The sequence below is a fragment of the Mesobacterium hydrothermale genome (assembly GCF_035818635.1).
Classification (GTDB): domain Bacteria; phylum Pseudomonadota; class Alphaproteobacteria; order Rhodobacterales; family Rhodobacteraceae; genus Mesobacterium_A; species Mesobacterium_A hydrothermale.
On the sequence record NZ_JAYLLH010000036.1, the window covers coordinates 1 to 23208 of the forward strand.

Annotated in this window: 23 protein-coding genes, 2 pseudogenes and 2 riboswitches; of the genes and pseudogenes, 5 read left to right on the forward strand and 20 right to left on the reverse strand. The window is 67.0% G+C overall.

The window, feature by feature from the left end:
• The coding region (locus VK792_RS17325; protein WP_326299130.1) for a TniQ family protein at positions 1 to 347 on the reverse strand (347 nt) is incomplete at its 3' end.
• A complete protein-coding gene (locus tag VK792_RS17330) occupies positions 344 to 814 on the reverse strand; it encodes a TniB family NTP-binding protein (RefSeq protein ID WP_326299131.1) in 471 nt (156 codons plus the stop codon). The genes VK792_RS17325 and VK792_RS17330, both read right to left, overlap by 4 nt.
• A gap of 110 nt (positions 815 to 924) precedes the next feature.
• Between VK792_RS17330 and VK792_RS17335 the strand changes: the two are divergent.
• Positions 925 to 1179: pseudogene (locus tag VK792_RS17335) on the forward strand (hypothetical protein); the annotation flags it as partial.
• Positions 1180 to 1320: 141 nt separating this feature from the next.
• A pseudogene (tnpC, locus tag VK792_RS17340) lies at positions 1321 to 2127 on the forward strand (IS66 family transposase); the annotation flags it as partial.
• A gap of 238 nt (positions 2128 to 2365) precedes the next feature.
• On the opposite strand, the gene cobF reads toward tnpC, so the two are convergent.
• From cobF to cbiE, 7 genes are all read right to left on the reverse strand, one after another.
• On the reverse strand, positions 2366 to 3127 hold the full coding sequence (gene cobF / locus VK792_RS17345; RefSeq protein WP_326299132.1) for a precorrin-6A synthase (deacetylating): 762 nt from the start codon (positions 3125 to 3127) through the stop codon (positions 2366 to 2368).
• A 65-nt stretch (positions 3128 to 3192) separates the two neighbouring features.
• A complete protein-coding gene (locus tag VK792_RS17350; RefSeq protein WP_326299133.1) occupies positions 3193 to 3858 on the reverse strand; it encodes an energy-coupling factor ABC transporter permease in 666 nt (221 codons plus the stop codon).
• Between the two features lie 31 nt (positions 3859 to 3889).
• Positions 3890 to 4109: riboswitch (cobalamin riboswitch) on the reverse strand.
• The gene (gene cobA, locus VK792_RS17355; protein ID WP_326299134.1) at positions 4101 to 4886 is read right to left on the reverse strand and encodes a uroporphyrinogen-III C-methyltransferase; all 786 of its coding nucleotides are present in this window, start codon (positions 4884 to 4886) and stop codon (positions 4101 to 4103) included. It overlaps the preceding riboswitch by 9 nt.
• Positions 4883 to 6202, reverse strand: coding sequence for a cobyrinic acid a,c-diamide synthase CobB (locus VK792_RS17360; protein WP_326299135.1), 1320 nt, complete (start codon positions 6200 to 6202; stop codon positions 4883 to 4885). The genes cobA and VK792_RS17360 overlap by 4 nt, the downstream gene beginning before the upstream one ends.
• Complete coding sequence (cobM, locus tag VK792_RS17365; protein ID WP_326299136.1) at positions 6199 to 6996, reverse strand: precorrin-4 C(11)-methyltransferase; 798 nt, start codon at positions 6994 to 6996, stop codon at positions 6199 to 6201. The genes VK792_RS17360 and cobM overlap by 4 nt, the downstream gene beginning before the upstream one ends.
• Positions 6993 to 7322 (reverse strand): cobalamin biosynthesis protein, encoded by a 330-nt coding sequence (locus tag VK792_RS17370; protein ID WP_326299137.1) that lies wholly within the window; start codon positions 7320 to 7322, stop codon positions 6993 to 6995. The genes cobM and VK792_RS17370 overlap by 4 nt, the downstream gene beginning before the upstream one ends.
• Complete coding sequence (gene cbiE / locus VK792_RS17375) at positions 7319 to 8509, reverse strand: precorrin-6y C5,15-methyltransferase (decarboxylating) subunit CbiE (protein ID WP_326299138.1); 1191 nt, start codon at positions 8507 to 8509, stop codon at positions 7319 to 7321. Before cbiE ends, VK792_RS17370 begins: the two co-directional genes overlap by 4 nt.
• Between cbiE and VK792_RS17380 the strand changes: the two genes are divergently transcribed.
• Positions 8508 to 9278: a cobalt-precorrin-6A reductase gene (locus VK792_RS17380; RefSeq protein WP_326299139.1), complete on the forward strand. Its 771-nt coding sequence runs from the start codon at positions 8508 to 8510 to the stop codon at positions 9276 to 9278. The two genes, cbiE and VK792_RS17380, sit on opposite strands and share 2 nt — an antisense overlap.
• On the opposite strand, the gene cobJ is transcribed toward VK792_RS17380, so the two are convergent.
• From cobJ to VK792_RS17415, 7 genes are read right to left on the reverse strand one after another with little or no spacing between them, the layout of a single operon-like run.
• On the reverse strand, positions 9236 to 9988 hold the full coding sequence (gene cobJ / locus VK792_RS17385; protein ID WP_326299140.1) for a precorrin-3B C(17)-methyltransferase: 753 nt from the start codon (positions 9986 to 9988) through the stop codon (positions 9236 to 9238). The two genes, VK792_RS17380 and cobJ, sit on opposite strands and share 43 nt — an antisense overlap.
• The gene (locus tag VK792_RS17390; protein WP_326299141.1) at positions 9985 to 10740 is read right to left on the reverse strand and encodes a precorrin-2 C(20)-methyltransferase; all 756 of its coding nucleotides are present in this window, start codon (positions 10738 to 10740) and stop codon (positions 9985 to 9987) included. The genes cobJ and VK792_RS17390 overlap by 4 nt, the downstream gene beginning before the upstream one ends.
• Before the next feature lie 3 nt (positions 10741 to 10743).
• Positions 10744 to 11373: a precorrin-8X methylmutase gene (locus tag VK792_RS17395; protein WP_326299142.1), complete on the reverse strand. Its 630-nt coding sequence runs from the start codon at positions 11371 to 11373 to the stop codon at positions 10744 to 10746.
• Positions 11373 to 12509, reverse strand: a complete 1137-nt coding sequence (gene cobG, locus VK792_RS17400; protein WP_326299143.1) for a precorrin-3B synthase — start codon at positions 12507 to 12509, stop codon at positions 11373 to 11375. Before cobG ends, VK792_RS17395 begins: the two co-directional genes overlap by 1 nt.
• On the reverse strand, positions 12506 to 15757 hold the full coding sequence (gene cobN / locus VK792_RS17405) for a cobaltochelatase subunit CobN (RefSeq protein WP_326299144.1): 3252 nt from the start codon (positions 15755 to 15757) through the stop codon (positions 12506 to 12508). Before cobN ends, cobG begins: the two co-directional genes overlap by 4 nt.
• Positions 15757 to 16812 carry a cobalamin biosynthesis protein CobW gene (cobW, locus tag VK792_RS17410; RefSeq protein WP_326299145.1) on the reverse strand — a complete coding sequence of 352 codons (1056 nt, stop codon included), beginning with the start codon at positions 16810 to 16812 and terminating at the stop codon, positions 15757 to 15759. The genes cobN and cobW overlap by 1 nt, the downstream gene beginning before the upstream one ends.
• Before the next feature lie 3 nt (positions 16813 to 16815).
• Positions 16816 to 17184, reverse strand: coding sequence for a DUF1636 family protein (locus VK792_RS17415; protein WP_078529039.1), 369 nt, complete (start codon positions 17182 to 17184; stop codon positions 16816 to 16818).
• 106 nt (positions 17185 to 17290) lie between these two features.
• A riboswitch (cobalamin riboswitch) is annotated at positions 17291 to 17519 on the reverse strand.
• A gap of 37 nt (positions 17520 to 17556) precedes the next feature.
• On the opposite strand from VK792_RS17415, the gene cobO reads away from it, so the two are divergent.
• Together cobO and VK792_RS17425 are read left to right on the forward strand one after the other, a co-directional pair.
• The gene (cobO, locus tag VK792_RS17420; RefSeq protein WP_078528976.1) at positions 17557 to 18183 is read left to right on the forward strand and encodes a cob(I)yrinic acid a,c-diamide adenosyltransferase; all 627 of its coding nucleotides are present in this window, start codon (positions 17557 to 17559) and stop codon (positions 18181 to 18183) included.
• Positions 18184 to 18446: 263 nt separating this feature from the next.
• Positions 18447 to 19892 carry a cobyric acid synthase gene (locus VK792_RS17425; RefSeq protein WP_326299146.1) on the forward strand — a complete coding sequence of 482 codons (1446 nt, stop codon included), beginning with the start codon at positions 18447 to 18449 and terminating at the stop codon, positions 19890 to 19892.
• On the opposite strand, the gene bluB is transcribed toward VK792_RS17425, so the two are convergent.
• From bluB to VK792_RS17445, 4 genes are read right to left on the reverse strand one after another with little or no spacing between them, the layout of a single operon-like run.
• Positions 19889 to 20512 carry a 5,6-dimethylbenzimidazole synthase gene (gene bluB / locus VK792_RS17430; protein ID WP_326299147.1) on the reverse strand — a complete coding sequence of 208 codons (624 nt, stop codon included), beginning with the start codon at positions 20510 to 20512 and terminating at the stop codon, positions 19889 to 19891. The genes VK792_RS17425 and bluB overlap by 4 nt on opposite strands.
• Positions 20512 to 21465, reverse strand: a complete 954-nt coding sequence (cobD, locus tag VK792_RS17435; protein WP_326299148.1) for a threonine-phosphate decarboxylase CobD — start codon at positions 21463 to 21465, stop codon at positions 20512 to 20514. The genes bluB and cobD overlap by 1 nt, the downstream gene beginning before the upstream one ends.
• Positions 21466 to 22413, reverse strand: coding sequence for an adenosylcobinamide-phosphate synthase CbiB (gene cbiB / locus VK792_RS17440; RefSeq protein WP_326299149.1), 948 nt, complete (start codon positions 22411 to 22413; stop codon positions 21466 to 21468).
• Positions 22410 to 23204 carry a propanediol utilization protein gene (locus VK792_RS17445; protein ID WP_326299150.1) on the reverse strand — a complete coding sequence of 265 codons (795 nt, stop codon included), beginning with the start codon at positions 23202 to 23204 and terminating at the stop codon, positions 22410 to 22412. Before VK792_RS17445 ends, cbiB begins: the two co-directional genes overlap by 4 nt.
• Between the last annotated feature and the right edge of the window lie 4 nt (positions 23205 to 23208).

Below are 23208 nucleotides of genomic sequence, written 5' to 3' on the forward strand. Positions count from 1 at the left end.
AATGCCCAAGCCCGCCTCCAATGCCTCAGCGAAAGGCCCTCTCGGGAGCATTGCGGGCAATGCTGGAATGGCATCTGTGCCGTCAGCGAGGCTTCTCGTGTCGTCATTGCTGGAAAGGTCAACGATCGCACAACATCTGGGTCGACTCGTGCGACGTTGGCAATCTTCTCCGCCGCAACCGCGTCGACGCTGAAGTCCAAGGCGGTGCCATGCGCGGTATCGATTTTGATGTGAGCCAGCAGTTCCGCGTCATCACAGTAGTTGGCCGCCGCCAGCCGAGATAACCAACCTGACAACAACTCGTCTGGCACCGGCGCGACAGTTTTTGGCAGCGGGCGCGGCTTCACACCCCGGACTTCTCAATCCGCGGATCGGCTTTCGCATGGCGCGACCAAACCGGCGTCCATTTTGCGATCGCGGCATCGGTGATGCATTCCTCACCAGTGATAATAGCGTCGATGGAAAGATCCTTGATCAGGGCGAAGATGCGCGAAGTCACCCCGCCGGTCAGCGCAAGTATTCGCTTGAGCGACTTGACCTTCAGATTGGATTTCTTCTCGAGGGGCATTGCCGCGATGAGTGCCTGGATCATGTCCGAGAACTCGGCATCGTCGCGCCAGTTTGGCAGGTGATGTTCGTCCAGCCGCCTGGCAAGCTGGATATCACCACGGATGGCATCGACGGCCTCGCTGACCCCGAGGCAGACCAGCGACACCTCGAGTTCATTGCTAAGATACCGCAGAACATTGAGAAAGCGGCGCTGTTCGCGGTGAGTCCCGGCCAAGAGGTTGTGGACCTCGTCGATCATGATCATCCGCAGACGGACTCGCTATGTGAGGGCGGCCCGACTGGGGGCTTTGCTCCACAAGGGGTGGGTCAAATTTAAACGCTGAAACCGGGTCAGTTTTGAACGCTCATTAGACAACTCGGCCTCGTCCCGAGGTGAATCGGCCGCAGAAACGGGTAACGGACCCAAAAGAGCGAGAATTGTTGAGACAGATGCAAGCCGCGCCGATTGCGAACCGCCAGTTCCACGCATCCGACCTGTGTCGTTTGATCGGGCACGCTGCCTATGAAGCGCGGGTACTCGACGTAATCCGCAAGTTTGGGTGCCAGAGGTTCTCAGCGACGTTGGCGGTGCACGGGCAAGCGGTGTTGGCAGGGGAGATTTCGAGGTGAACTAGCTCAGAATGATCTGCGGAGGTCGTCAACCCGGGGACATCAGCCGACATATGCCGCTAAGGAAAAGGCGGAGCGGCAAGGTTAATCATTCCTGAGCGGCATATGGGCGGTCATGGATCACCACCTCGGGAACTTGGGCCCATCCGCGTGCTCGACCGATCCCGAAAGGACAAGGGTCTCGGGAAGGGTGTAAAACAGGGCCGTATATGGGCCTACATGCGCGATGAACGGCCATGGTCAGGCGTGGCGCCGCCTGGCGCGGTCTACTACTTCTCCCCAGACAGGAAGGGCGAGCATCCGCGCGGTCATCTCGCGAACTCGTAAGGCATTCTGCAGGCGGACGTCTATGCCGGCTTCAAGGATCTCTACGAGACGCGGTCGGACGACACGCAGCAGTTCCACGAGGCGGCCTGTTGGGCACATCTGCGGCGCGACTTCCACGACGTGTGGACGGCCAACAAATCTGAGATCGATCGCGAGATCACCGGGCAGCCGGCGGATCTCCAACTTGCGGCCCGCAAGAAACACAGCGCCGAGAAGGTTGCGGCCTTCAAGGCCTGGGCCGAGCAGCAGCTGACGCGCATCCCCGGCAAGAGCGACCTAGCCAAGGCCTTCCGCTACGCCCTGAACCGCTGGCCCTCCTTCACGCTCTTCCTGGAGGATGATCGCGTCGCCATCGACAACAACCCCGCCGAGCGCGCGATGCGCCCGATCGGCGTCGGGCGGAAGAATTGGCTCTTCTCCGGATCGGATACCGGCGGCGAAACCCTGGCCCGCGCGATGACGCTGATCGAGAGCGCGAAGATGAGCAGCCTCGACCCCCAAGCCTACCTCGCCGACATCCTCGGCCGGATCCACGATCACAAAGCAATCCGCCTCGACGAGTTGCTGCCGTGGAACTGGACGCCTAAGCCACCGGCGAGGCCCGAAAACGAAGCGGCCTGAGTGAGCAAGGCGGTCTATACCGAGCGGTTATGATTTAAGGGAAAAAATATCTGAATTAAAGGCAAAATCTCATATTTAAGGGTAAAGCACAGCCGTCGATTTCGTTGAATTTCTCATCTCACAATTAAGGGCTAAGCGACACTAGGACTGAAAGGAGCCAACCTCAAATGCCCGGAACTTGCCGTGAGGGAATTTCCACCACATTTGCGACACGACCGGTTATGAACCCTGACCCTGGTCAGCTCATTCGGCGCAGCAGATAGATATCCATCACCCAGCCGTTTTCCGCCCGCAGGGTCTCCCGGACCTTTACGATCTGCGCCGCGACATCGGACAGAACTCCGGCGACAAGGCGCTCTTGCGGCATCGCCACGCACCCACCCCACCAAATCCGGAATCCCTCGGGATCGAGCGACCGGAACGAGCACTCTCCATCGAGCATTACGACGATGGTTTCCGCATCAGCCGGCCAACCGTGGTCGCGCAGCTGCCGCCCCGTCGTGATCATGACCGGCGCACCCACCTCGTTGAGCGGAATGGCATGGGCTGCGCAAAGCGCCTGTATCGCGGTGATGCCGGGAATGACGCGCGGTTTCAGCAGAATGCGACGCCCCAATATCTCGGCGATACGCAGGCTGCTGTCGTAGAGCATCGGATCGCCCCAGATCAGCAGGGCGACCCTGCCGGGGGTTCCGGGGTCGAGCGTGTCGACGATCACCGCCTCCCAGGCCTCGGCAATCGCGCCATGCCAATCCGCGACGGTCCCGCCATAGCTGGTAGTGACCACGTCGCGCACCGGCAGGTCGAACTCGACCACGCGCCTTTCGGGATTTTTCAGATGCATCGCGAGCAAGGTCCGGCGCAGTTCGGCCAGCTCGGTTTTCTCGGGGCCTTTGACCGGGATCATGATGAGGTCCGCAGCGTTCATCGCCTCGATCGCCTGCAAGGTGACGTGATCAGGGTTTCCGGTGCCGATACCGATCAGGGCAAGTTCGATCATGCGTCTCTCCAAGGGGAAAGGGGGCCATTGGCGGCCCCCTTTCGTCGTCGTTCAGCGGACGTCGCTCAGGCGTAGAGGCGCGGCGTGACGAAGCCGCTGCCGCGCAGGGCGGACGCACGCTTCGCAAGCGCCAGCACCGCCAGATCGACAAGCGGCTCGAGAAGGATCACCGACATATAGGCCGCGCCGAAGGTCAGCACCTGCCCCACTTCGGCAAATCCCTGACCGTAGAGCGCCCAGAACGCGACCCACGCCACGATCCCGCCCTGATAGGCCGTCGAAAGCGCCAGAGCCTGACCGTATTTCAGGTCGACGTAAGCCGTGCCCGGCGCGATCAGACGCTTGGCAAGAAGTTGCAGCCCGAAGAGCGGCACGAGAAGCGTCGTCACGTTCATCCCGTATTGCGGCAGGTCGAAGGGCGCGAAGAACAGGCCCTGAATGAGAAGCCCCAGCGCCAGCCCGATCGCCGCAGGCGCGGCACCAAGCAGTAGAAACAGCGTCGAACCGAGGATCAAATGCACCTCGGAAACGCCAACCGCATGATGCGGCAATATCTGGAAGAAGGTGAAGACCGCGCCGGTGGCGATGGCGGCGCGGGCGATCAGTGAAACGGGGCCCTGTTCGCGTACGGCCTGCGCGGCGATCTTAAGGGTATAAAGACCGGCGGTGGCCGCCGTGGCATAGCTCAGGACGATCTTGGCACCGGTGAAGATGCCGGGTTCGATATGCATATCGCGTTCTCCTTGCCGTCACACCCGACGGCGGTTGATGTGGCTGTTGGCCGGTTTCCTGGCTCGCGGGTCGAAGCGCCACTCCACCTTCCCGGGGGCAACCCCCAGTGGTCTTGTCGGAGCGCGCTCACCGTATACAGTCGCGGGGGCGGCCGGGGCTTCGGGTGCCGCAACTTGGTCCACCCTTCCCCGTTCCCGATTGAGCCCTGCGCTTTGCGCATCTGCGGGCACCAAACAGGGTTTCAGGTAAACGCGACCCGCCGGGCCGCGTCAAGTTTCGATCCCTCTTCAAGCGCGCTTTTCGCGCTCCCATCGGGGGCAAGCGGTCCGTAAAGGATCAGCGCGGGCTGGTCGGACCGGCTCTGCGCCAGTCTTTCCGCCAGTGCAGACACGGTGGTGCGGAGGAGGTGCTGCTCCGGGTGCCCCACAGCCTCGGCCAGAAGTGCGGGCGTCTCGCCGGGCAGACCGTGGGCCTGCAATTGCGCCGCCAGCCGCGGAAAAGTCCGCTTGCCCATGAAAACGACCGTGGTCGCCCCCGGATCGGCTAGCGCGGACCAGTTCAACACTTCGGGCAGATCGCCGGTGATGTCGGCCCCGGTTACGAACTGCACCCGGCGCGCCGTCAGCCGCCGCGTGAGCGGCAGACCCGCCGCTGCCGCCGCCGCGCAGGCCGAGGGCACACCGGGGATGATCTCGTAGTCGATCCCAGCCGCATCAAGCGCGCGCAGCTCTTCTTCGAGGCGCCCGAAAATTCCGCTATCGCCCGATTTCAGTCGCACGATACGGGTCGCAGCGCACGCGTGATCGACCAGAAGTCGGCTGACGTGATCCTGTTTCGGCGAGAGCCGACCCGCCCGTTTGCCGACCGCGATCAACTCGGCCCTCTCGCCTGCATGGACCAGAATCGGGCCCGAGGCGAGATCGTCAAACAGGATCACATCGGCGCGCTGTAGCCGATCGACCGCTTTGAGGGTCAGAAGTTCGGGGTCGCCCGGCCCCGCCGAGACGAAGGAAACGAAACCGCTCATGAGCTGGCCTCCGCGATCAGGTGAAAGAACGTGCCGGTAACGCGCCCGCCGCCCGACATTTCACACAGCGATCCGGTTTCGGGCACCGCGTCGCCATTGGGATCGAAGACACGGGCAAGCGGCGCATCCGGCTGCCACAGGATCGAGGCATAGTGAAACTCGTGGCCACGCGATACCGCCCCCGCGCGATGGCCCGGCAGCGGCGCGATCAGCTCGGCGCGTCGATAGCCCAGATGCATCTTGCGTTTGGCAAAGCTGGTCGCGAGCCCCAGAAGCCCCAGCATCTCGTGGCGCTTTCCCTCGGCGTCGACGATCCCCGCCCCAAGCGTCATGTAACCGCCGCATTCCCCGTGAACCGGACGGGTCTGTGCGAAGCGGCGGGTCCCGTTGAGGAAGGTTCCATTGCCCGCAAGCCGCCCCGCGTGAAGCTCGGGATAGCCTCCGGGCAGCCAGCAGCAATCGGCACTCGGATCGGGGGCCTCATCGGCCAGCGGCGAGAAGGGAAGGATCGTGGCGCCCGCCGCGCGCCAGCCCTCCATCAGGTGCGGATAGACGAAGGAAAACGCGGCGTCGCGAGCAAGCGCGATCCGGCTGCCGGGAGGCGGCACCGGGCGGCATGGCGAAGCGTCGGGTGGAGAGGCCTTCGCGCAAGCGAGGATCGCGTCGAGGTCGCAATGCTCCGCCACGATCCGACCGGCCTCGGTCAGGAGCCGCGCCAGATCCCCTGTCTCCTCGGCCTGCACAAGGCCCAGATGGCGCGACGGCAATTCGATCCCTGCGGCACGCGGGAGCACGCCCAGCACCGGCACCCCGATCCCCTCGAAGCCCTGGCGCACCAGCGCTTCGTGGCGGGGCGAGGCGATCTTGTTGAGCACAACCCCCGCGACCGTGACGCCCTTGCGAAACTGGGCCAATCCCTGCGCGACCGCCGCCGCCGTCTGCGCCTGTCCCGAGGCGTCGACCACCAGCACCACCGGCCAGCCCATCAGCGCCGAGATATCGGCGCTGGCGCCGGTCCCGGTCTCACCCGGCACGGCCACCCCGTCGAACAGTCCCATCGAGCCCTCGGCGACGATGATATCCGCCACGCGATCCGCAAGCTGCGCGATCTGAGCGGGCGCCATTGCCCAGGCGTCGAGATTGACCGAAGACCGTCCCGCCGCTGCCCGATGAAAGGCTGGATCAATGTAATCCGGGCCACATTTGAAGGGCTGCACCGCCAGCCCCCGCGCGCGCAACGCCGCGAGCAAACCAAGCGTCAGCGTCGTCTTCCCCGCGCCGGAAGCCGGGGCCGAGATCACCAGACCCGGGGTCATTCACCGCGCTCCGGTGCGGTCTCTGGAAAGCGCGGATCGGTGCCGACGGGGCGGTAACGGCGGTCGTAATCGCCCGCGTAAAGGCGGCTTTCGTCGAACGTCTCCGCACCGATCGAATGCCCGACAAGGATCAGCGCGGTGCGTTCCATCTCGGCGCCGATAGCGGTGCGCAACGTACCGAGCGTTGCGCGGACCACACGTTCATCGGGCCAGCTTGCGCGCCAGACGACGGCGACAGGGCAATCGGCGCCGTAATGCGGGCTAAGATCCGCGATGACCTTCTCGAGCACATGCACCGAAAGGTGGATCGCCAGCACCGCCCCCGTGCGCGCGAAATTCTCCAGCGTCTCGCCGGGCGGCATCGCCGTCGCACGGCCCGAGGTCCGCGTGAGAACCACCGACTGCACCACCCCGGGAAGGGTCAGTTCCGCGCTGAGCGTGGCGGCGGCGGCGGCAAAGCTCGGCACGCCCGGCGTCACGTCATAGGGAATGCCCAGTTCGCGCAGGCGGCGCAGCTGTTCTCCCATCGCCGACCAGACCGACAAATCGCCCGAGTGCAGCCGCGCCACGTCCTGCCCCGCCGCATGGGCCGCCGCGATCTCGTCGATGATCTCGTCGAGGCTCAGCGGCGCCGTGTTCACGATCTTCGCCCCCGCCGGGCAATGCGCAAGCAAGGCCTGCGGCACCAGACTGCCCGCATAAAGGCAGACCGGACAGGAGGCGATCAGGTCGCGCCCGCGCAACGTGATCAGATCGGGCGCTCCCGGCCCTGCTCCGATGAAGTGAACCGTCATCCCTCGTCTCCTTCTGCGACGGCGATGGTCACGCCGCCGATGATCTTTCTTGCCTGTATCAGTCGCGTACCCTGCCCTGCGGCCACCAGGGCCGCCGCCTCGGCCACGGATCCTGTGGCGTGCGCCACAAACGACGCCTGCGATTGCGTCGGTGTGGCGACCCCTGCCACGTCGACGCCCTCGACCTCGCGTCCAATCGCCGCCGCCAGTTCCCCGGCCTTCGGCGCTGCCGTCGCGACCCGGTCCACCGGTTCGACAGATGCCAGCGCGGCACGCAGCGACGCCGCAGACGCTCCGCGCTGAAAACCGATCCCAGCCACCCTCATCGCGTGACGCTCCATTGCACCACGGGCCGCGCGGCCGACCAGCCGCGCATTGAGCCGAGCGGCTCGGCGCGCGACAGTTCAATTCGCAGAATGCCGCCGCCGTGGCGGGATTGAAGCCCCGCAAGCAGCGCCTCGGTCTCGAGCGTCACGCCATTGGCGACGATCCGTGTCCCCTCGGGCAGATGCGACCAAAGCCAGTCGTAGAGCGCCATCGAGCCGCCGCCGCCGATGAAGACCGCATCGGGCAGCGCCAGATCGGCCAGCGCATCGGGCGCGTGCCCCTCGACGGTTTCCATCTGCCGCGACAGACCGAATGTCTCGATATTTGCGCGAATATTGGCGATCCGGTCGGCGCGGGGTTCGATGGTGATCGCGCGTCCTCCGGCAAGGCACCACTCGACCGAGACCGAGCCCGATCCGCCCCCGATATCCCAGAGCAACTCCCCCGGTCGTGGTGCAAGTGCTGCCAGCGTCAACGCCCGTACCGGAGACTTCGTGATCTGCCCGTCATGGGCAAAGCGATCCTCGGACAGTCCCGGCGACTTCGGCAGACCGCTACCCTGCGGAAGATCGACCGCGTCGAGCGCCACCGCAACGGGAGCCGTGATATCCTCGAAAGAGAACCGATCGGCGCGGGCAAATCGGACGCGTTCATGCGGCCCCCCCAGACGTTCAAGCACATGCATCCCGACCGCACCGAAGCCCTGCGCAACAAGGCATGCGGCCAAGGTCGCCGGAGCCTCTCCATCGCGCAGCGTCACGACCAACCTCGCCCCGCGATGAAGCGCCCGATGCAGCCCCCCGAACCCCGCCGCGTGAAGGGCGAGCGCCGAGACCTCCTCGATTTTCCATCCAAGCCGAGCGCAGGCCAGAGACACGGTGCCCGCCACCGGATAGGCGCGCCATTCCCCCTGCGCGAGATGTGCGGCAAGCGAGCCGCCCGCGCCGAACCAGAACGGATCGCCCGAGGCGAGAACCGCGACCCGACGCCCGCGCAGGGACAGAACCGGCACGATATCGAAGGGCACGGGCCAGGCCCTGCCACGTTCGCCCGCCGCGACCAGATCGAGGTGGCGCGGCCCGCCGAAGATCACCTCGGCCTGCGCCAGCGCGCTTCGGCTTGCATCCGAAAGCCCGCCCAGGCCATCTTCGCCCAGACCCACGATGCTCAACCACGGATCAGCCATGACGCGCCTCCTGCTGCTCGGCGGCACCACCGAAGCCAGCCGCCTCGCCCGCCATCTGGCGGAGCACGGGATCGACGCGGTTTTTTCCTATGCGGGGCGCACGGATCATCCGGTGCCGCAGCCGCTGCCGACGCGGATCGGCGGGTTCGGCGGCGTGAAAGGGCTGCGCGATTACTTCCTGCGCGAGCGCATCACCCATGTCATCGACGCGACCCACCCTTTCGCCGCACAGATGAGCCGTAATGCAATCGAGGCCTGCGGTCAGAGCAGCCTCCCCCTTCTGTCCCACGAGCGCATGCCGTGGCAGGCGAGCCCGGAAGATCGCTGGACGCGCGTGCGCGACATGACGGCGGCCTGCGCCGCCCTGCCCGAGAGCGGCGCGCGCGTGTTTCTCGCCATCGGCAAGCAGCAACTGGCCGAGTTCGCGGCCAAGCCCGCAAATCACTACCTTCTGCGCTTGGTCGACCCGCCAGAGGGTCCGCTGCCGCTGCCCGATGCGCATGTCGTGATCGCGCGCGGACCGTTCGACGTGGCGGGCGATACCGCGTTGATGCAGGACCATCGCATCACCCATATCGTCGCCAAGAACGCAGGCGGGCGCGGCGCGGAGGCCAAGCTGATCGCCGCCCGCGCACTCCGCCTTCCGGTGATCCTCGTTGACCGGCCAGCCCTGCCGCCGCGCGAGACCCGCGACACGCTTGAAGGCGTTATGGAATGGCTCGAGGCTCATCCGGCGGCTCCGGCAACGGAAGTGCCGCGCGGCGTGTAGACCCAAGGCCCGACGCGGCGGGTCTGCGAGTTTCCGACCAGAACGACGGTGCGCATATCGGCCATCTCGGGCGCGGCCTCGGCCAGCGTCACCACCCGCAGCGCCTCGTCCGGGGTCGAGACCGCGCGGGCGAAGATGATCAGCCGTTCGGGTTCACATTCCTCGCGCAAGACCTCGAGCACGCGGGCGAACTGATGCGGGCGCGACTTCGAGCGCGGATTGTAGAAGGCCATCGCGAAATCGCCCCGCGCGGCATGGCGCAGGCGGTGTTCGACCAGATCGAATGGCTTGAGATTGTCGCTCAGGTTGATCGCGCAGAAATCATGTCCCAAAGGCGCACCCGCGCGGGCGGCCGCGGCCAGCATCGCGGTGATACCGGGCAGGATGCGGATCTCGGTGCCAGCGAAATCGGTCGCGGTCTCGAGCCGTTCGAACAAGGCCGAGGCCATCGCGAAAACCCCGGGATCGCCGGAGGAGACGATCACGACCCGCCGCCCCTCCCGCGCCATCTCCAGCGCGTGAAGCGCGCGGTCCAGCTCGACCCGGTTGTCGCTCGCATGAAGGCGCAGCCCCGCGCGCGGGGCGACGCGCGCGACGTAAGGAATGTAGCCCACCACATCGGTCGCCTCGGCCAGCGCGGCGCGGACCTCCGGCGTCACCAGATCCTCCGCTTCGGGGCCAAGCCCGGCAACCGCGACCCAGCCGCTCACAGCGAGGCCTCGACGAGTGGACGCGCGGGCAATTCGGGTCGACGCCCCTGTCCATGCACCAGCACGATCGCGAAATAGGGGCAGTCGGCCTCGTCGGTCTCGCAAAGCCGCACGATCCGCTCGCCCTTCATCGTGCCGCGCTCGACCAGCCAGGCCTCGTCTAGCCGCCCCGCACGAGCAAGCGCGCGTTTGACCTTGGGCAGATTGCGCCCGGTCTTCATCACGACCAGCGCATCGGAGGCCGCCATGCGCGTCACCATCTCGTCTTCGGGCATCGTCCCCATCAGCACGGTCAGCACATCGTCGCCCCAGGTGATCGGCGTGCCGGTCGCGGTCCAGCAACTGGTCATCCCGGTGATGCCGGGGATCACCTCGATCTCGACCGTGCCGCGCAGGCGCGTGTAGAGATGCATGAACGAGCCGTAGAAGAAGGGGTCGCCCTGGCACAGCACGACGATGTCATGGCTGCGCGCAAGCTCTGTCAGCCGCGCCGCCCAGTCGTCGTAAAAACGCGCAAGCTGCGTGATGTATTCGGGGCTGTCGAAGGGGATCTCGGTCGTGACGGGGTATTCCATCGCAAGCTCGATCGCGCCCTCGTCGATCATCCCCTCGACGATCTGGCGCGCCTGGCCCTTGCGGCCCTTCTTGCGGAAATAGGCGACATGGCTGGCGCCGCGCACCGCCCGCTCGGCGCGGCGCGACATCAGATCGGGGTCGCCGGGGCCGAGGCCCGCACAGATGATCCGTCCCATCGCTTACTCCTTGCGCGAGGCGAGCGCGTTGACCGCCGCCACGGTGATTGCCGATCCGCCCAGCCGCCCCTGCACGATCATCGAGGGCACCGGGGCCGCCTGCATCAGCGCGTCTTTCGACTCCGCTGCGCCGATGAAACCCACCGGGCAGCCGATGATCGCGGCCGGGCGCGGACAGGCCGGATCTTCGAGCATGTTGAGCAGGTGAAAGAGTGCCGTCGGCGCATTGCCGATCGCCACCACCGCACCTTCGAGATGCGGGCGCCACAGTTCGAGCGCCGCCGCCGAGCGCGTGTTGCCCATCTCGCGAGCCAGACCCGGCACCGAAGGGTCGTGCAAGGTGCAGATCACCGCGTTGTCGGCAGGCAGTCGTGCGCGCGTGATCCCTTCGGAGACCATCCGTGCATCGCACAGGACGGGCGCGCCGGCCTCCAGCGCGTCCCGCGCGGCAATGGCCATTCCGGGGGTGAAGCGGATGTCACGCTCCAGACCCACCAGCCCCGCTGCATGGATCATCCGCACCGCGACAACCTCTTCCTCGGGGGTGAAGCGGGCGAGATCGGCCTCGCTGCGGATCGTCGCGAAGGACTGTTCGTAGATCTTCGCGCCGTCCATCTCGTAGGTGTAGGGCATCAGGAAAACTCCGGCAGATCGGGAAGGGCGGCGGGCGAAATTCGGGTGTGCGCCGGGTGGTCCGAGGCACGCCCGTCACGGACGAGATCGAAGCCTTCGAGCGTGGCTATCAAGGTCAGATCGGCAGGCGCGGGCCAGGCACAGCCCTTGGCGCAGCCCGAGACATGCAGCTTCTGACCGGCGGCGACCCGGGGCGCGAGGGCGCGTGCGATCTCGCGCGTGGGACGCGCGGCCTGCGGGCAACCGGGCGCACCCGTGCAGGCGAAGACGCGGAGGCGCGGGTCGCCCGCTTCGTTAATCAGGTCGGGCAGGTCGGGCAGCGTCGAGAGCCCCTCGATGAGCAGCATCCGCCAGGGCGTGACCCGGATCGGGCCGAGAGAGGCTAGTGCCGCAAGCGTCTCGGCGTGCATCTGGCCGAACTCGAACCCGACCAATGCGCCTTGCACGGTCAGACCCGGCTCGGGCCTCGAAAGGGCCGTCGCAGGCGCGATTTGCGGGCGCAATGTCTCCTCGGGCCTCACCCCCGACGCAATCAGCCGCGCCATGCGGCCACGGCCATCGACGACCCCACCCGCGCGCACGAACCACTCCGCCAAATCCAGCGCGGCTTCTGCCGCACGGCCTTCGGTCACGGGCGCGCCGAGATCGGAGCCCGCGCAACGCAGCAAAAGCTGCCCGTCCGGCGCGCGCTCAAAGCGAATATCGGCCTGCGTATCGGCCATCACTGGCGCCGAACCGCAATCGAGGAGGAAGCCGAACTTGCCCGGAAGCTCCGGCCCTGCCGCGAGCGCCGTCTGCAAGCTCTCCGCCAGCGCATAGGTCGCGGCATCGGCGAAGGGCGTCACGATGATATTACGCCGCGCTTCGGTCGCGATGTCCGGGTCGATCAATCCGAGCTGCGCCAGATCCGCGATAAGCGCGGGATGGCTCTCGGGCGTGACCCCACGCAGTTGCACATTCGCCCTGCCCGACAGGTCGATCAGCCCGTTTCCATGCGCGCGCGCGGCCTGCGCGATCCCTGCCGCCTGCACCTGGGTTAGCCGTCCCGCGACCGGGCGCACGCGCACAACCAGACCGTCGCCTGATTGCATCGGACGCAGCGCGCCGGGGCACCAGCCTTTCACGGTGAAGCTCATGCGTCGCCCTCCAACCCGGCCGCGATGGAGTTGCGCCGTGTCTGCCACAGCCCCGCCTCGGCCAGCCGCGCGTAGAGGTCGCGCATCGCCTCGAGCGCCTGCGGGTTGGCCTCTTGCAGGAAGGCCACGAGATCGGGGCGGCCAAGGGTGGCCTCGTGGTAAAGGTCGAAAAGATGGGCCGGCACGACCTGCGCCAGATGCGCGAAGGCCGCGAGGTGATCGAGGGTCGCGGCGATCTCCGCCCCGCCCCGGAAGCCGTGACGCATCATCCCCTCCGCCCAGGCCGGATCGGTGGCACGCGCACGCACGGTGCGGGCGATCTCTTCGGTCAGGGTGCGGGCACGCGGGCTATCGGGCTGCGTCGCATCCAGATGATAAAGTGCTGCTTGCGGTGCGCCGAGCCGCGCAAGCGCCGCGGCAAAGCCCGCCTCATGCGCGGCGTAATCGGATGCAAGCAACACGTCGCTTTCGGGCAGGTCCTGCGCATGAACGAAACTGTCCGCAGAGCGCAGCCGCGCCTCGAGCGCGCCCCGGTCCGCCTGAACCTCACCACTGCGCGAGATGCTGTAGGACGATGCCGCGAGCCACGCCTCCCCGGCGGCGGCGCGGGCCTCCGGCGTGAACTGGTCGAGCGCCTCTCCCATCCCCAGACCGTATTGGCCGGGGCGCGGCGCGAAGACCCGGGCGATCCGGGTCAGGTAAGGATTGTCGGCGGGGTCCTCTTCGCGCAAGGCCAGCGCCTCAGCCCCGGTCTCGAACAGCTGCGCGAGGCCGGGGAAGATGTCACGAAAGAGGCCCGAAACCCGCAGCGTCACGTCGATGCGCGGACGGTTCAAAAGCGCGAGCGGGATCACCTCGACCCCGGACACCCGCGCGGCGTTTTCATCCCAGACCGGCTTGAGCCCCGCGAGATGCAGCGCCATCGCAAATTCCTCGCCCGCAGTGCGCATCGTGGCCGACCCCCAGAGATCGACCACCAGCCCCTTCGGCCAGTCGCCATGATCCTGAAGGTGCTTGCGCAGCAACTCCTCGGCCAGTTTCACGCCCTGCGCATGAGCCGCGCGGGACGGCACTGCACGTGGATCGACCGAGAACAGGTTGCGCCCTGTGGGCAGCACGTCCGAGCGCCCGCGCACCGGGCTTCCCGACGGACCGGGGGCAACGCGGCGGCACGCAAGCGCCGCGATCAAGCCGGCGCGTTCCTGCGCTCCGAACGCGCCCTGCCCCAGCACATGCAGCCCGTCGCCGAACTGGCTTTCCTTGATGTCGCAGACGAAGCGGTCGATCCGGGTGATCGCCTCGGCTGCGCTCGCATCGCGCGGGATGCCCAGATCCTCCGATACGCCACTCGCCCAGGCCTCTTCCTGAATATCCGCGATCAGCCGGTCGCGCCGCGCCGGATCGAGCCCATCGGCAGTCGAATATTCGTCCAGAAGCCGCTCCAGATGCAGCATCCCCGCAGGCACGCTTGCCGCGCGCATCGGCGGCGGCATATGGCCAAGCGTGAGCGCCCCGATCCGGCGCTTGGCCTGCGCGGCCTCGCCGGGATCGTTCACGATGAAGGGGTAAATGACCGGGGTGGCGCCCAGCAGTGCCTCGGGCCAGCACTTGTCCGAGAGCGCCACGGCCTTGCCGGGAAGCCATTCGAGCGTGCCATGCGCGCCCATATGCACCAGCGCATCGATCCCCTGCCCGCGCAGCCAAAGATAGAAGGCGACATAGGCATGGCGCGGGGTGCGGCCCAGATCATGGTATTCGTCGTCGCGCATCGCCGGATCGCCGCGTTCTGGCTGGAGCGCGAGCGTCAGCGGGCCACGCCGAAGTGCTGCGAAATGAAACGCTCCGTCCGTCACGGCGGTATCGTCCTCGGGCGCGCCCCAGACGGCGGTCAGATCGTCTTGCAAGGCCTTCGGCAAGGCGGCGAGCGCCACGCGGTAATCGGACAGCGGCCAGGCGACGCGCGCGGTCTCGAGGGCCTGCGGTCCCGCGCCCTCGGCGATGTCATAGCCCTCGCCTCGCAACGCCTCGATCAGCGCCTCGGTCGAGGCCAGCGCATCGAGGCCCACCGCATGCGCCATCTGCCAAGCCCGGCCCGGATAGGTCGAAAGCACAACCGCCAGCCGGCGCTCTGCGACCGGGGTTCGGGCCAGCCGGTGCCAGCCGCAGATCCGGTTGAGCGCGGCCTCGACCCGCTCGGGATCGGCCCGGTGCGAAAAGCGGGAATATTCAAGATCCGGATCGCGCGGCTCGGGGGCCTTGAACGAGATCACTCCCGCATGAAGCCGTCCGTCCACCTCGGGCAGCACGACATGCATCGCCAGATCGGCAGGCGACAGACCGCGCTCGGCCTGCGCCCACTCCTTGCGACGCGCCGTCGAGAGCGCGACCTGAAACACCGGGCAGCCATAGCGGTCGAACGGCGTGGTGCCATCGGGCGATTGCGCCGAAAAGGCCGTCGCGTTGACGACCAGCGACGGGGCGCGTGTGCCAAGCGACCCGGCCAGCCAATCCGCAAATCCCGGCGCCTTGAGCGAGGGCGCATAGACCCCGTAGGCTGCAAACCCACGCGCCCGGAGCCCCGCGATCAGCGCATCCACCGGGGCAGTGTCAGCGGCGGTGACGTAGGAGCGGTAAAAGCTGACAAGGGCGAGCGGCTTATCGCACTCCGCCGCCAGAACCGGTGCCGCGACCGGCCCGAGATCGGGACAGTAAAACCCCTCCTCCGGCAGCCGCTTGTCGCCCGGAACCGGCCCCGCATAGAGCCCCGAGGCCAGCGCCAACTGCGCCAGCGCCGCCTGAGACGCGACCGCGCCCCCGGCATCGCAAAGTTCCTTCATCCGCCGCAGGGTCGAGACCGGAAGCGACGACAGCTGATCGAGGCGCGCATCCTCGCGCCCATCGGCGGGCAGCACCGCAAGCGCGATCCCCCGCCGCCGCGCGAGATCCTGAAGGCTCGCGAGCCCATAGGGCCAATAGGCCTCGCCCCCGATCAGCCGCACCAGAATGCCCTTCGCCCCGCAAAGCGTGGTCTCGACATAGGTATCGACCGAGACCGGGTGGCGAAGATTGACCAGATTGGCCAGCCGCAGCGAGGGCAGCCCGCCCTGAGCGCGTCGCCAGCCCGCCGCGAAAGCCCCGAGGTCGCTATCGGAAAACGACAGCACCACCAGATCCGCGGGCCGTTGCCCCAAATCCGTCGGCACCTCGGTTTCCTCAAGGCCGTGACTTTCGCGGAAGGTGACGTGCATCAGGCGGAGGCACCTTCGCAGGCGCCCAAAAGAACGGCGCGAATCGCAGCCTCGTCCACATCGTCATGTTCGGCGATCACCACCAGAGCAGAGCGACGCGGATCGGCGCCCCAGGGACGGTCGAACTGATGGCGCACGCGTTCGCCTACGGCCTGCACCAGAAGGCGCATCGGTTTGCCCGTCACCGCGATATGGCCCTTGACGCGCAAGATCCGCTGTTCGCGCGCAAGACGCTCGATCGCAGAGACCAGCGACGCCGGGTTCTCGATCTCGGGCAGCTCGATCACCGCCGTGTCGAAATCGTCGTGCTCGTGATCGTCGGCCCCGTCATGGTGGCTCGGACGTGCGGCCAGATCGTCCTCGGCGGCGGCCTCGAGCCCGAGAACCACCTTCGCGTCGATCACCCCTTCGGTCAGCGGCAGGATCGGCAGCTTGCGCGGCACTTCGGCCTCGATTACCGCACGCGCCGCGGCAAGACCTTCCTCGCCCGCCAGATCGGCCTTGGACAGAAGCACGAGATCGGCGCAGGCGATCTGGTCCTCGAACACTTCCGAAAGCGGCGTCTCGTGATCGAGGCTGTCATCGGCCTGACGCTGCGCATCCACAGCAGCCACGTCGGGGGCGAAACGACCCGCAGCGACGGCCTCGGCATCGGCCAGAGCGATCACGCCGTCCACCGTGATCTTCGAGCGGATCGCGGGCCAGTCGAACGCCTTGAGAAGCGGCTTCGGCAGCGCAAGGCCCGAAGTCTCGATCAGGATGTGATCGGGCTTTTGCGCACGCGCCATCAGCGCCTCGATCGTCGGGATGAACTCGTCGGCGACGGTGCAGCAGATGCAGCCATTGGCAAGTTCGACGATGTTCTCGTCGGGGCGGTTCTCATCCGCGCATTGGCGCAGGATCTCGCCATCGACGCCCACGGTCCCGAACTCGTTGACCAGAACGGCCAGCTTGCGCCCGCCCGAATTGGCCATCAGGTGACGGATCAGCGTGGTTTTGCCCGCGCCGAGAAAGCCGGTGATCACGGTGACGGGGATCTTGGTCAGATCGGACATGAGTTACTCCTGCTCGGGTTCGGGAAAGGGGGGAATGCGCGCAAGGCTCTGCTTGCGGAAGATCACCGGGCGTTCGCGCCAAGGCACCAACCCGTCATCGGTCGCGGCATAGGCGGCAGCGCCCGCGAGGATGTCGGCGGCATCCTCGGAACTCATCCGGCCATAGACATAGGACCATTTTCCGGGTTCGGAGAGCGCGACCGCGCACCCATTGGAACAGGCCGAGAGACATTCGACCTCGTGGATCTCAACGCCATCGGGCACGCCCTGATCGCGCAATGCGCGCAGCAGATGCGTGCCCGGCCGCGTCTCGTCAGCCGGATCGGCATCCGTGCGCTTGCAGGTCGTGCAAACCGTCAAGATCGTTGGCATCGCGCCCATCCCTTTCGCTTTCGGCGGCAGGGGATCGAGCCAGAGGGACATGGGGTCATGCAAAGCGACCGGCATTGTCCACCCGGTCGCGAAACACCCCGTTCGCCCGTAATCATCAACGCTGGCAGGTCTCCCGGCTTGCGGATCCCGGACCCTTTGTCAGGGCCCTGCGGTCTCCTCTCCTTCCCGGCCCGAGAGCCAGTGGCTTGAGGCGACCTCTCCGGTCACGGTCGCGGGGGCGGCTGCGCTCAGGACCGATCCGTTTCGGATCGCAAACCTGTCGCATTCCCTCTTCGCCTGCCGTAATGACAGGAACCAGCGCGCCCCCTGATTGGGCGAGCGCCCCCCTTTTGTCAAGCGATGGAGCGCAGCATGAGCATCGAAACCGACAGCCCGGAAACGCTGGCCCGCCACAGCGCGAAAATGGCCAAGAAAAAAGCCGCGCGCGACAAGATCATGGCGGGAAAATCGGGCGAAAAAGGGCTGATCATCGTCCATACGGGGCCCGGCAAGGGCAAATCCTCCTCGGGTTTCGGGATGATTCTGCGCTGCATCGCCCATGAGATGCCCTGCGCCGTGGTGCAGTTCATCAAGGGCGCCTGGGACACCGGCGAGCGTCGCCTTCTAACGGAAAATTTCGGCGACCTGTGTCAATTTCACGCAATGGGCGAAGGCTTCACCTGGGAGACGCAGGACCGCGAGCGTGACATCGCAGCGGCCCGTGCGGGATGGGAAAAAGCCAAGGAACTGATCCGTGACCCCGAGATCCGGATGGTCCTGCTCGATGAAATCAACATCGCGCTGCGCTACGATTACCTGCCGCTCGACGAGGTGCTCGATTTTCTGCGCGAGGAAAAACCCGAGATGACCCATGTCGTCCTGACCGGGCGCAACGCCGCCGAAGGCTTGATTGAAGCCGCCGATCTGGTCACCGAGATGACCCTGATCAAGCACCCGTTCCGCTCGGGCATCAAGGGTCAGGCCGGGGTGGAGTTCTGAGCCATCCGCGCAGCCTTCCCGATGCTACGGTCGGTTTCAGGTATTTGAAGCAAGATGAAAGGTAAGGGATTGTTAACCTCGCTCTGCAAATCTGGCCGTGCGGTACAGGGAAAGGTCCCGATGACCGCGCAAGGTGAAAGCCTCGCGCCGCCCCCGGGTGATCGGGCTGTGGCGCGGCGCCCCTCCTCCCCTTTCATCTTGCCCGGAAATGCCTCCGCCGGAGGCTCCCGAACGCCTCGCAAATGCACGGTCGGGGCTTCGCGATGACAGCACTGATGATTCAGGGCGCCGGGTCGAATGTCGGCAAGTCGATTCTGGTGGCGGGGCTGTGCCGGGCAGCGCGGCGGCGCGGGCTGAGTGTCGCGCCTTTCAAGCCGCAGAACATGTCGAACAATGCCGCCGTCACCGCCGATGGTGGCGAGATCGGACGGGCGCAGGCCTTGCAGGCGCTGGCCTGCGGGCTTGAGCCGATGGTCGACATGAATCCGATCCTGCTCAAACCTGAAAGCGATGTCGGTGCGCAGGTGATCGTGCAGGGCCGTCGGCTGACCACGACGAAGGCACGCGATTACGCGGCGATCAAGCCGCAGCTGATGGGGGCCGTGCAGGAAAGCTTCGCGCGTCTGCGCGCGGCGCATGATCTGGTCATCGTCGAGGGCGCGGGCTCTCCGGCCGAGGTCAATCTGCGAGCGGGTGACATCGCGAATATGGGTTTCGCACGCGCGGCGGGCGTGCCGGTCGTGCTGGCGGGTGACATCGATCGCGGCGGGGTGATCGCGCAGATCGTGGGCACCCAGACGGTGATCGATCCCGAGGATGCGGCGATGATCGAAGGTTTCCTGATCAACAAGTTTCGGGGCGATGTCAGCCTGTTCGAAGATGGCTACGCGATGATCGAGGCGCGGACCGGCTGGCGCGGCTTCGGCGTGCTGCCCTGGTTCGCGCAGGCACATCTGCTGCCCGCCGAAGATGCGCTCGACCTCACGCGCGCGCCGCGCGGCAGCGAGCTCAAGGTGGCGTGCCTCGCGCTGTCGCGGATCGCGAATTTCGACGATCTCGACCCTCTCGCGGCCGAACCCGGGATCGATCTGGTGATGGTCGGCCCCGGCCAGCCGATACCGGGCGACGCGGATTTGGTGATTCTGCCCGGCACGAAATCGACGCGCGGCGATCTGGCCTTCCTGCGCGAACAGGGCTGGGACATCGACCTGGTGGCGCATTACCGGCGCGGCGGGCATGTGCTGGGGATTTGCGGCGGCTACCAGATGCTCGGACGCTCGGTCGCAGATCCGGAAGGGATCGAAGGTGCGCCCGGCGTGACCGAGGGGCTGGGGCTGCTGGATGTGGAAACGGTGATGTCGCCCGACAAGCGGCTGACACGGGTGACAGCTGAGCACGCGGGCACCGGGCTTTCGGTCGAGGGGTACGAAATCCATATCGGACGCACCGAAGGCCCCGACCGCGCGCGGCCTTTCGCGCGGATCGACGGGATCGACGAGGGCGCGATCTCGGGCTGCGGCCGGGTCACCGGCAGTTACCTGCACGGGCTGTTCGGGGCCGACGAGTTCCGCGCCGCCTATCTTGGCGGGCTCGGGGTCGCGGCGAGCGGGCAGAGCCATGCGCGGCGCATCGAGGCGACACTCGACGCGCTGGCCGATCACATGGAGGCGCATCTCGATGTGGCGGGGATGCTCGCGCTGGCGCGCTAGATCCTCTGCCAGAGCGTCGGCGCATCCTCCTGCCAGCCCGTGCGATGCAAAAGCGGCCTGTAATCGGTGAATTCCGGGTAGCCCAGGCACAGAAGCGCGGAAAATTCCCAGCCCTCGGGCATGTTCATTAGCTGCTCCACCGCCCGGCGGTCGAGGATCGAGACCATCCCCAGGCCGAGGTTTTCCGCCCGCGCGGCAAGCCAGAGCGTATGGATAGCCATCGCCGTGGACTGGCGCAGCGTCTCGGGCATGGTCTGCCGGCCCAGCCCGTGCCCGGACTCGGGATTGGTCAGCGTGAAGACCGCCAGCTGCACCGGCGCGGTATCGAGGCCCTGCAGCTTGAGCCGCGCATAATGCTCGGCGCGCGCGCCCTCATAGCGGCGAGCGGCCTCGACATTGCAGCGCGCGAAGATCGTGCGCAGCCCGGCGCGGATCGCCGGGCTTTCCACCCGCAGCACCCGCCAGGGCCGCGCATTGCCTACCGAAGGCGCATGCGCCATCGCCGCCCGCAGCCGTTCCAGCACCGGCTCGGGGACCGGATCGGGACGGAAATGGCGCACATCGCGCCGCCAGCGCAGGATTTCGGCAAGTGTCGCGCGCGCGTGATCGTCGAATTCCATCAGCGCATTGCCTCCTCGAGACGCGCCCATTCCCCTTCCGAGCCGGGCAGGCCGAGGCGCAGCCAGGTCGGCGACCACGGGAAGATCCGGCTCCAGATCCGGGCACGGGCAAGGCGGTCACGCACGGCGATCGCGTCGGGTGTCTCGTAGCTGCGGAAAAGATGGGTGCCGCCGATCACCTCCCATCCGGCGCTGGCGGCGAACGCGTCGAGTCGCGCGGTCTCGGCGCTCAGGCGGGCGACGGTTACCGCGTGCCAGTCGCGATCGGCCAAAGCCCGGCGGCCGATCTCAAGCGCTGGACCGGCCACGGGCCAAGGCCCCGCCATCTCGGAAAGCTGCGCGACGGTCGCGGCATCGGCGAAGGCAAAGCCGAGCCGCAGCCCCGCCAACCCCCAGAATTTCCCGAAGGAGCGGAGCACGATCAATCGCTCTCCGGCGGAGCCTGCCACGGAAAGGTCGGGCACCGGATCGGCAAAGCTCTCATCGACGACCATCCGTCCAACATCGGGCGCGAGCGCGCGCAAGGCCTGTGCGGGATGGTGGGTGCCGTCGGGGTTGTTGGGGTTGACCACGATGGCCAGATCCGCCCCGGCAAGATTGACGAGGCGGGAAACCTCGTCGACCTGCCACCCGGCACTGCGCAGCGCGGCCGCGTGTTCGTTATAGGTGGGGGCGAGAATACGGGCCCGGCCCGACGGACTGAGTCGCGGGATCAACTGGATCGCCTGCTGCGCGCCCGCAAGCGCTACGCCGGGCGCATGTGTCGAGAAGGCAGCCTGCGCGGCCTCGATCAGCGCGGATTTTGCCGCCTGCGTCGGCAGATCGGTCCAGACGTGCGGCGGCAGATCGGGCACCGGCCAGGGCTGTCGGTTAATCCCGGTCGAAAGGTCGATCCAATCCTCGCCGCCCCAGAGCGCCGTCGCCCGGTCGATATTTCCCCCGTGATCGCGCATTCATCCCCTCCAGATCGCCCAGGCGACAAGGCCAAGCAGCACCGCTCCAAGTCCCATGGCCCGGGTGTAGAGCGCAAGCCCCCGCGCAAGATCGCGCGGCCCCGGATCGGGCGCGGCGCCGTTAAGCCAAGGCTCCTGCGCGATCCGATCCCCGTAGATACGCGGGCCGGAAAGCCGGCCCCCCAGCGCCCCGGCAAGCGCCGATTCCGGCCAGCCCGCATTGGGCGAGCGATGCGCACGGGCATCGCGGCGCATCACCCGAAACGCCGCCTTCGCCCGGGCGCCGGAGGCCAGCGCGAACAGCGCGCCCGTCAACCGCGCGGGCAGCAGGTTCACCCCATCGTCGATCCGCGCAGAGGCCCAGCCGAAGGCCTCATAGCGCGCATTGCGGTGACCGATCATCGAATCGAGCGTGTTGATCGCCTTGTAACCCGCGATGCCGGGAAGCCCGAGAAGGGCGCCCCAGAAAAGCGGCGCGACGATCCCGTCCGAACTGTTCTCGGCCAGGCTCTCGAGGGCAGCCCGCGCGACACCGGACTCGTCGAGCTGCGCCGGATCACGTCCGACGATCATCGCGACGGCGTGGCGCGCACCGGTCAGATCGCCCGAGATCAGCGGCTTCGCGACCCGCGCCACATGATCATGCATCGAACGCAGCGCAACCAGCGGCCAGGCGAGCGCACCGCCGAGCAACAAGCCCATCCAGCCCGCGGGCAGCAGGGCTTGCGCAACCGCCCCGAGCCCCGCAGCGACGCCCGTCACGAACAGCGCGGTCACGACACCACGCGCGCGCCGGTTCGTGCCCTCCCGGTTCAGCCGGGCCTCGAGCACGCCGATCAGGGCCCCGAGCCAGGTCACCGGGTGACCGATCCGCTCGAATAGCGCTTTCGGCCAGCCAAACGCGAGATCGAACGCCATGGCGACCAGCATCATCGCGGCAAAATTCATCGCTCTCCTCCACGAAACTGGCGCAACTGGCGCAGGCCCGTCGCGCGCAACAGCCCAGCCGCGTCGTCGGGAACGGTGCCGGGTGCAAAGATCAGACCGCGTGCCGCTCCGGTATGGGCGCGCAACCAGCCGAGCGCGCCGAGATCACGGGCAAGCTGCGGTGTCGGGTCCGCCTTTGGTCCGCGCCGATCGGTGCAACGCAGGGCACTTTGCGTGGCGAGGGCTGCGAATTCCTCAAGCCCGCACGCTAGGCTCCACTGCGCGACAAGATCCGAGATGTCGCCGAAATTCGTATCCTGCGGATCGGTGAAGCTCGGCCCCCCCCAGAACCCGCCAAGGATCTCGTATCGTGGCAGCGGCGATAAATGCTCCAACGGCCGCCCGATTCGTGACGCCCAAAGCATGCGCTCGGGAGCCGGAAAGGGCAGCGGATCGGCGGCCCCCTCACTCTCAATGCAGGCGGCGACCAACGCCTCGGGCGATCCCTGCCAGCCTGCAAGCCGCGCCAGTCCGACAAGCCGCGCAGTCGACACGCCCGTGCCAAGACCGAGAAGCGTTTGCGCGCGCATCCTCACGACACCCCGCAGATCGAGCCCCAGCGACCGCAGGAACCGGCGCACCTCCACCGGCCTCAGCCCGACGCCGTGAAGGCGCAGGCCCCGGCGCTGTGGGACGTGCCAAAGACGGACGTGATCCGCGACGGGCAGCGTGATCAGCGCCACCGGGCCTCGCGCTCCGATCCGTCCCTGTATCCATTCCCCGAAATGCCCCGGCACGGAGATATGCGTCACGCGG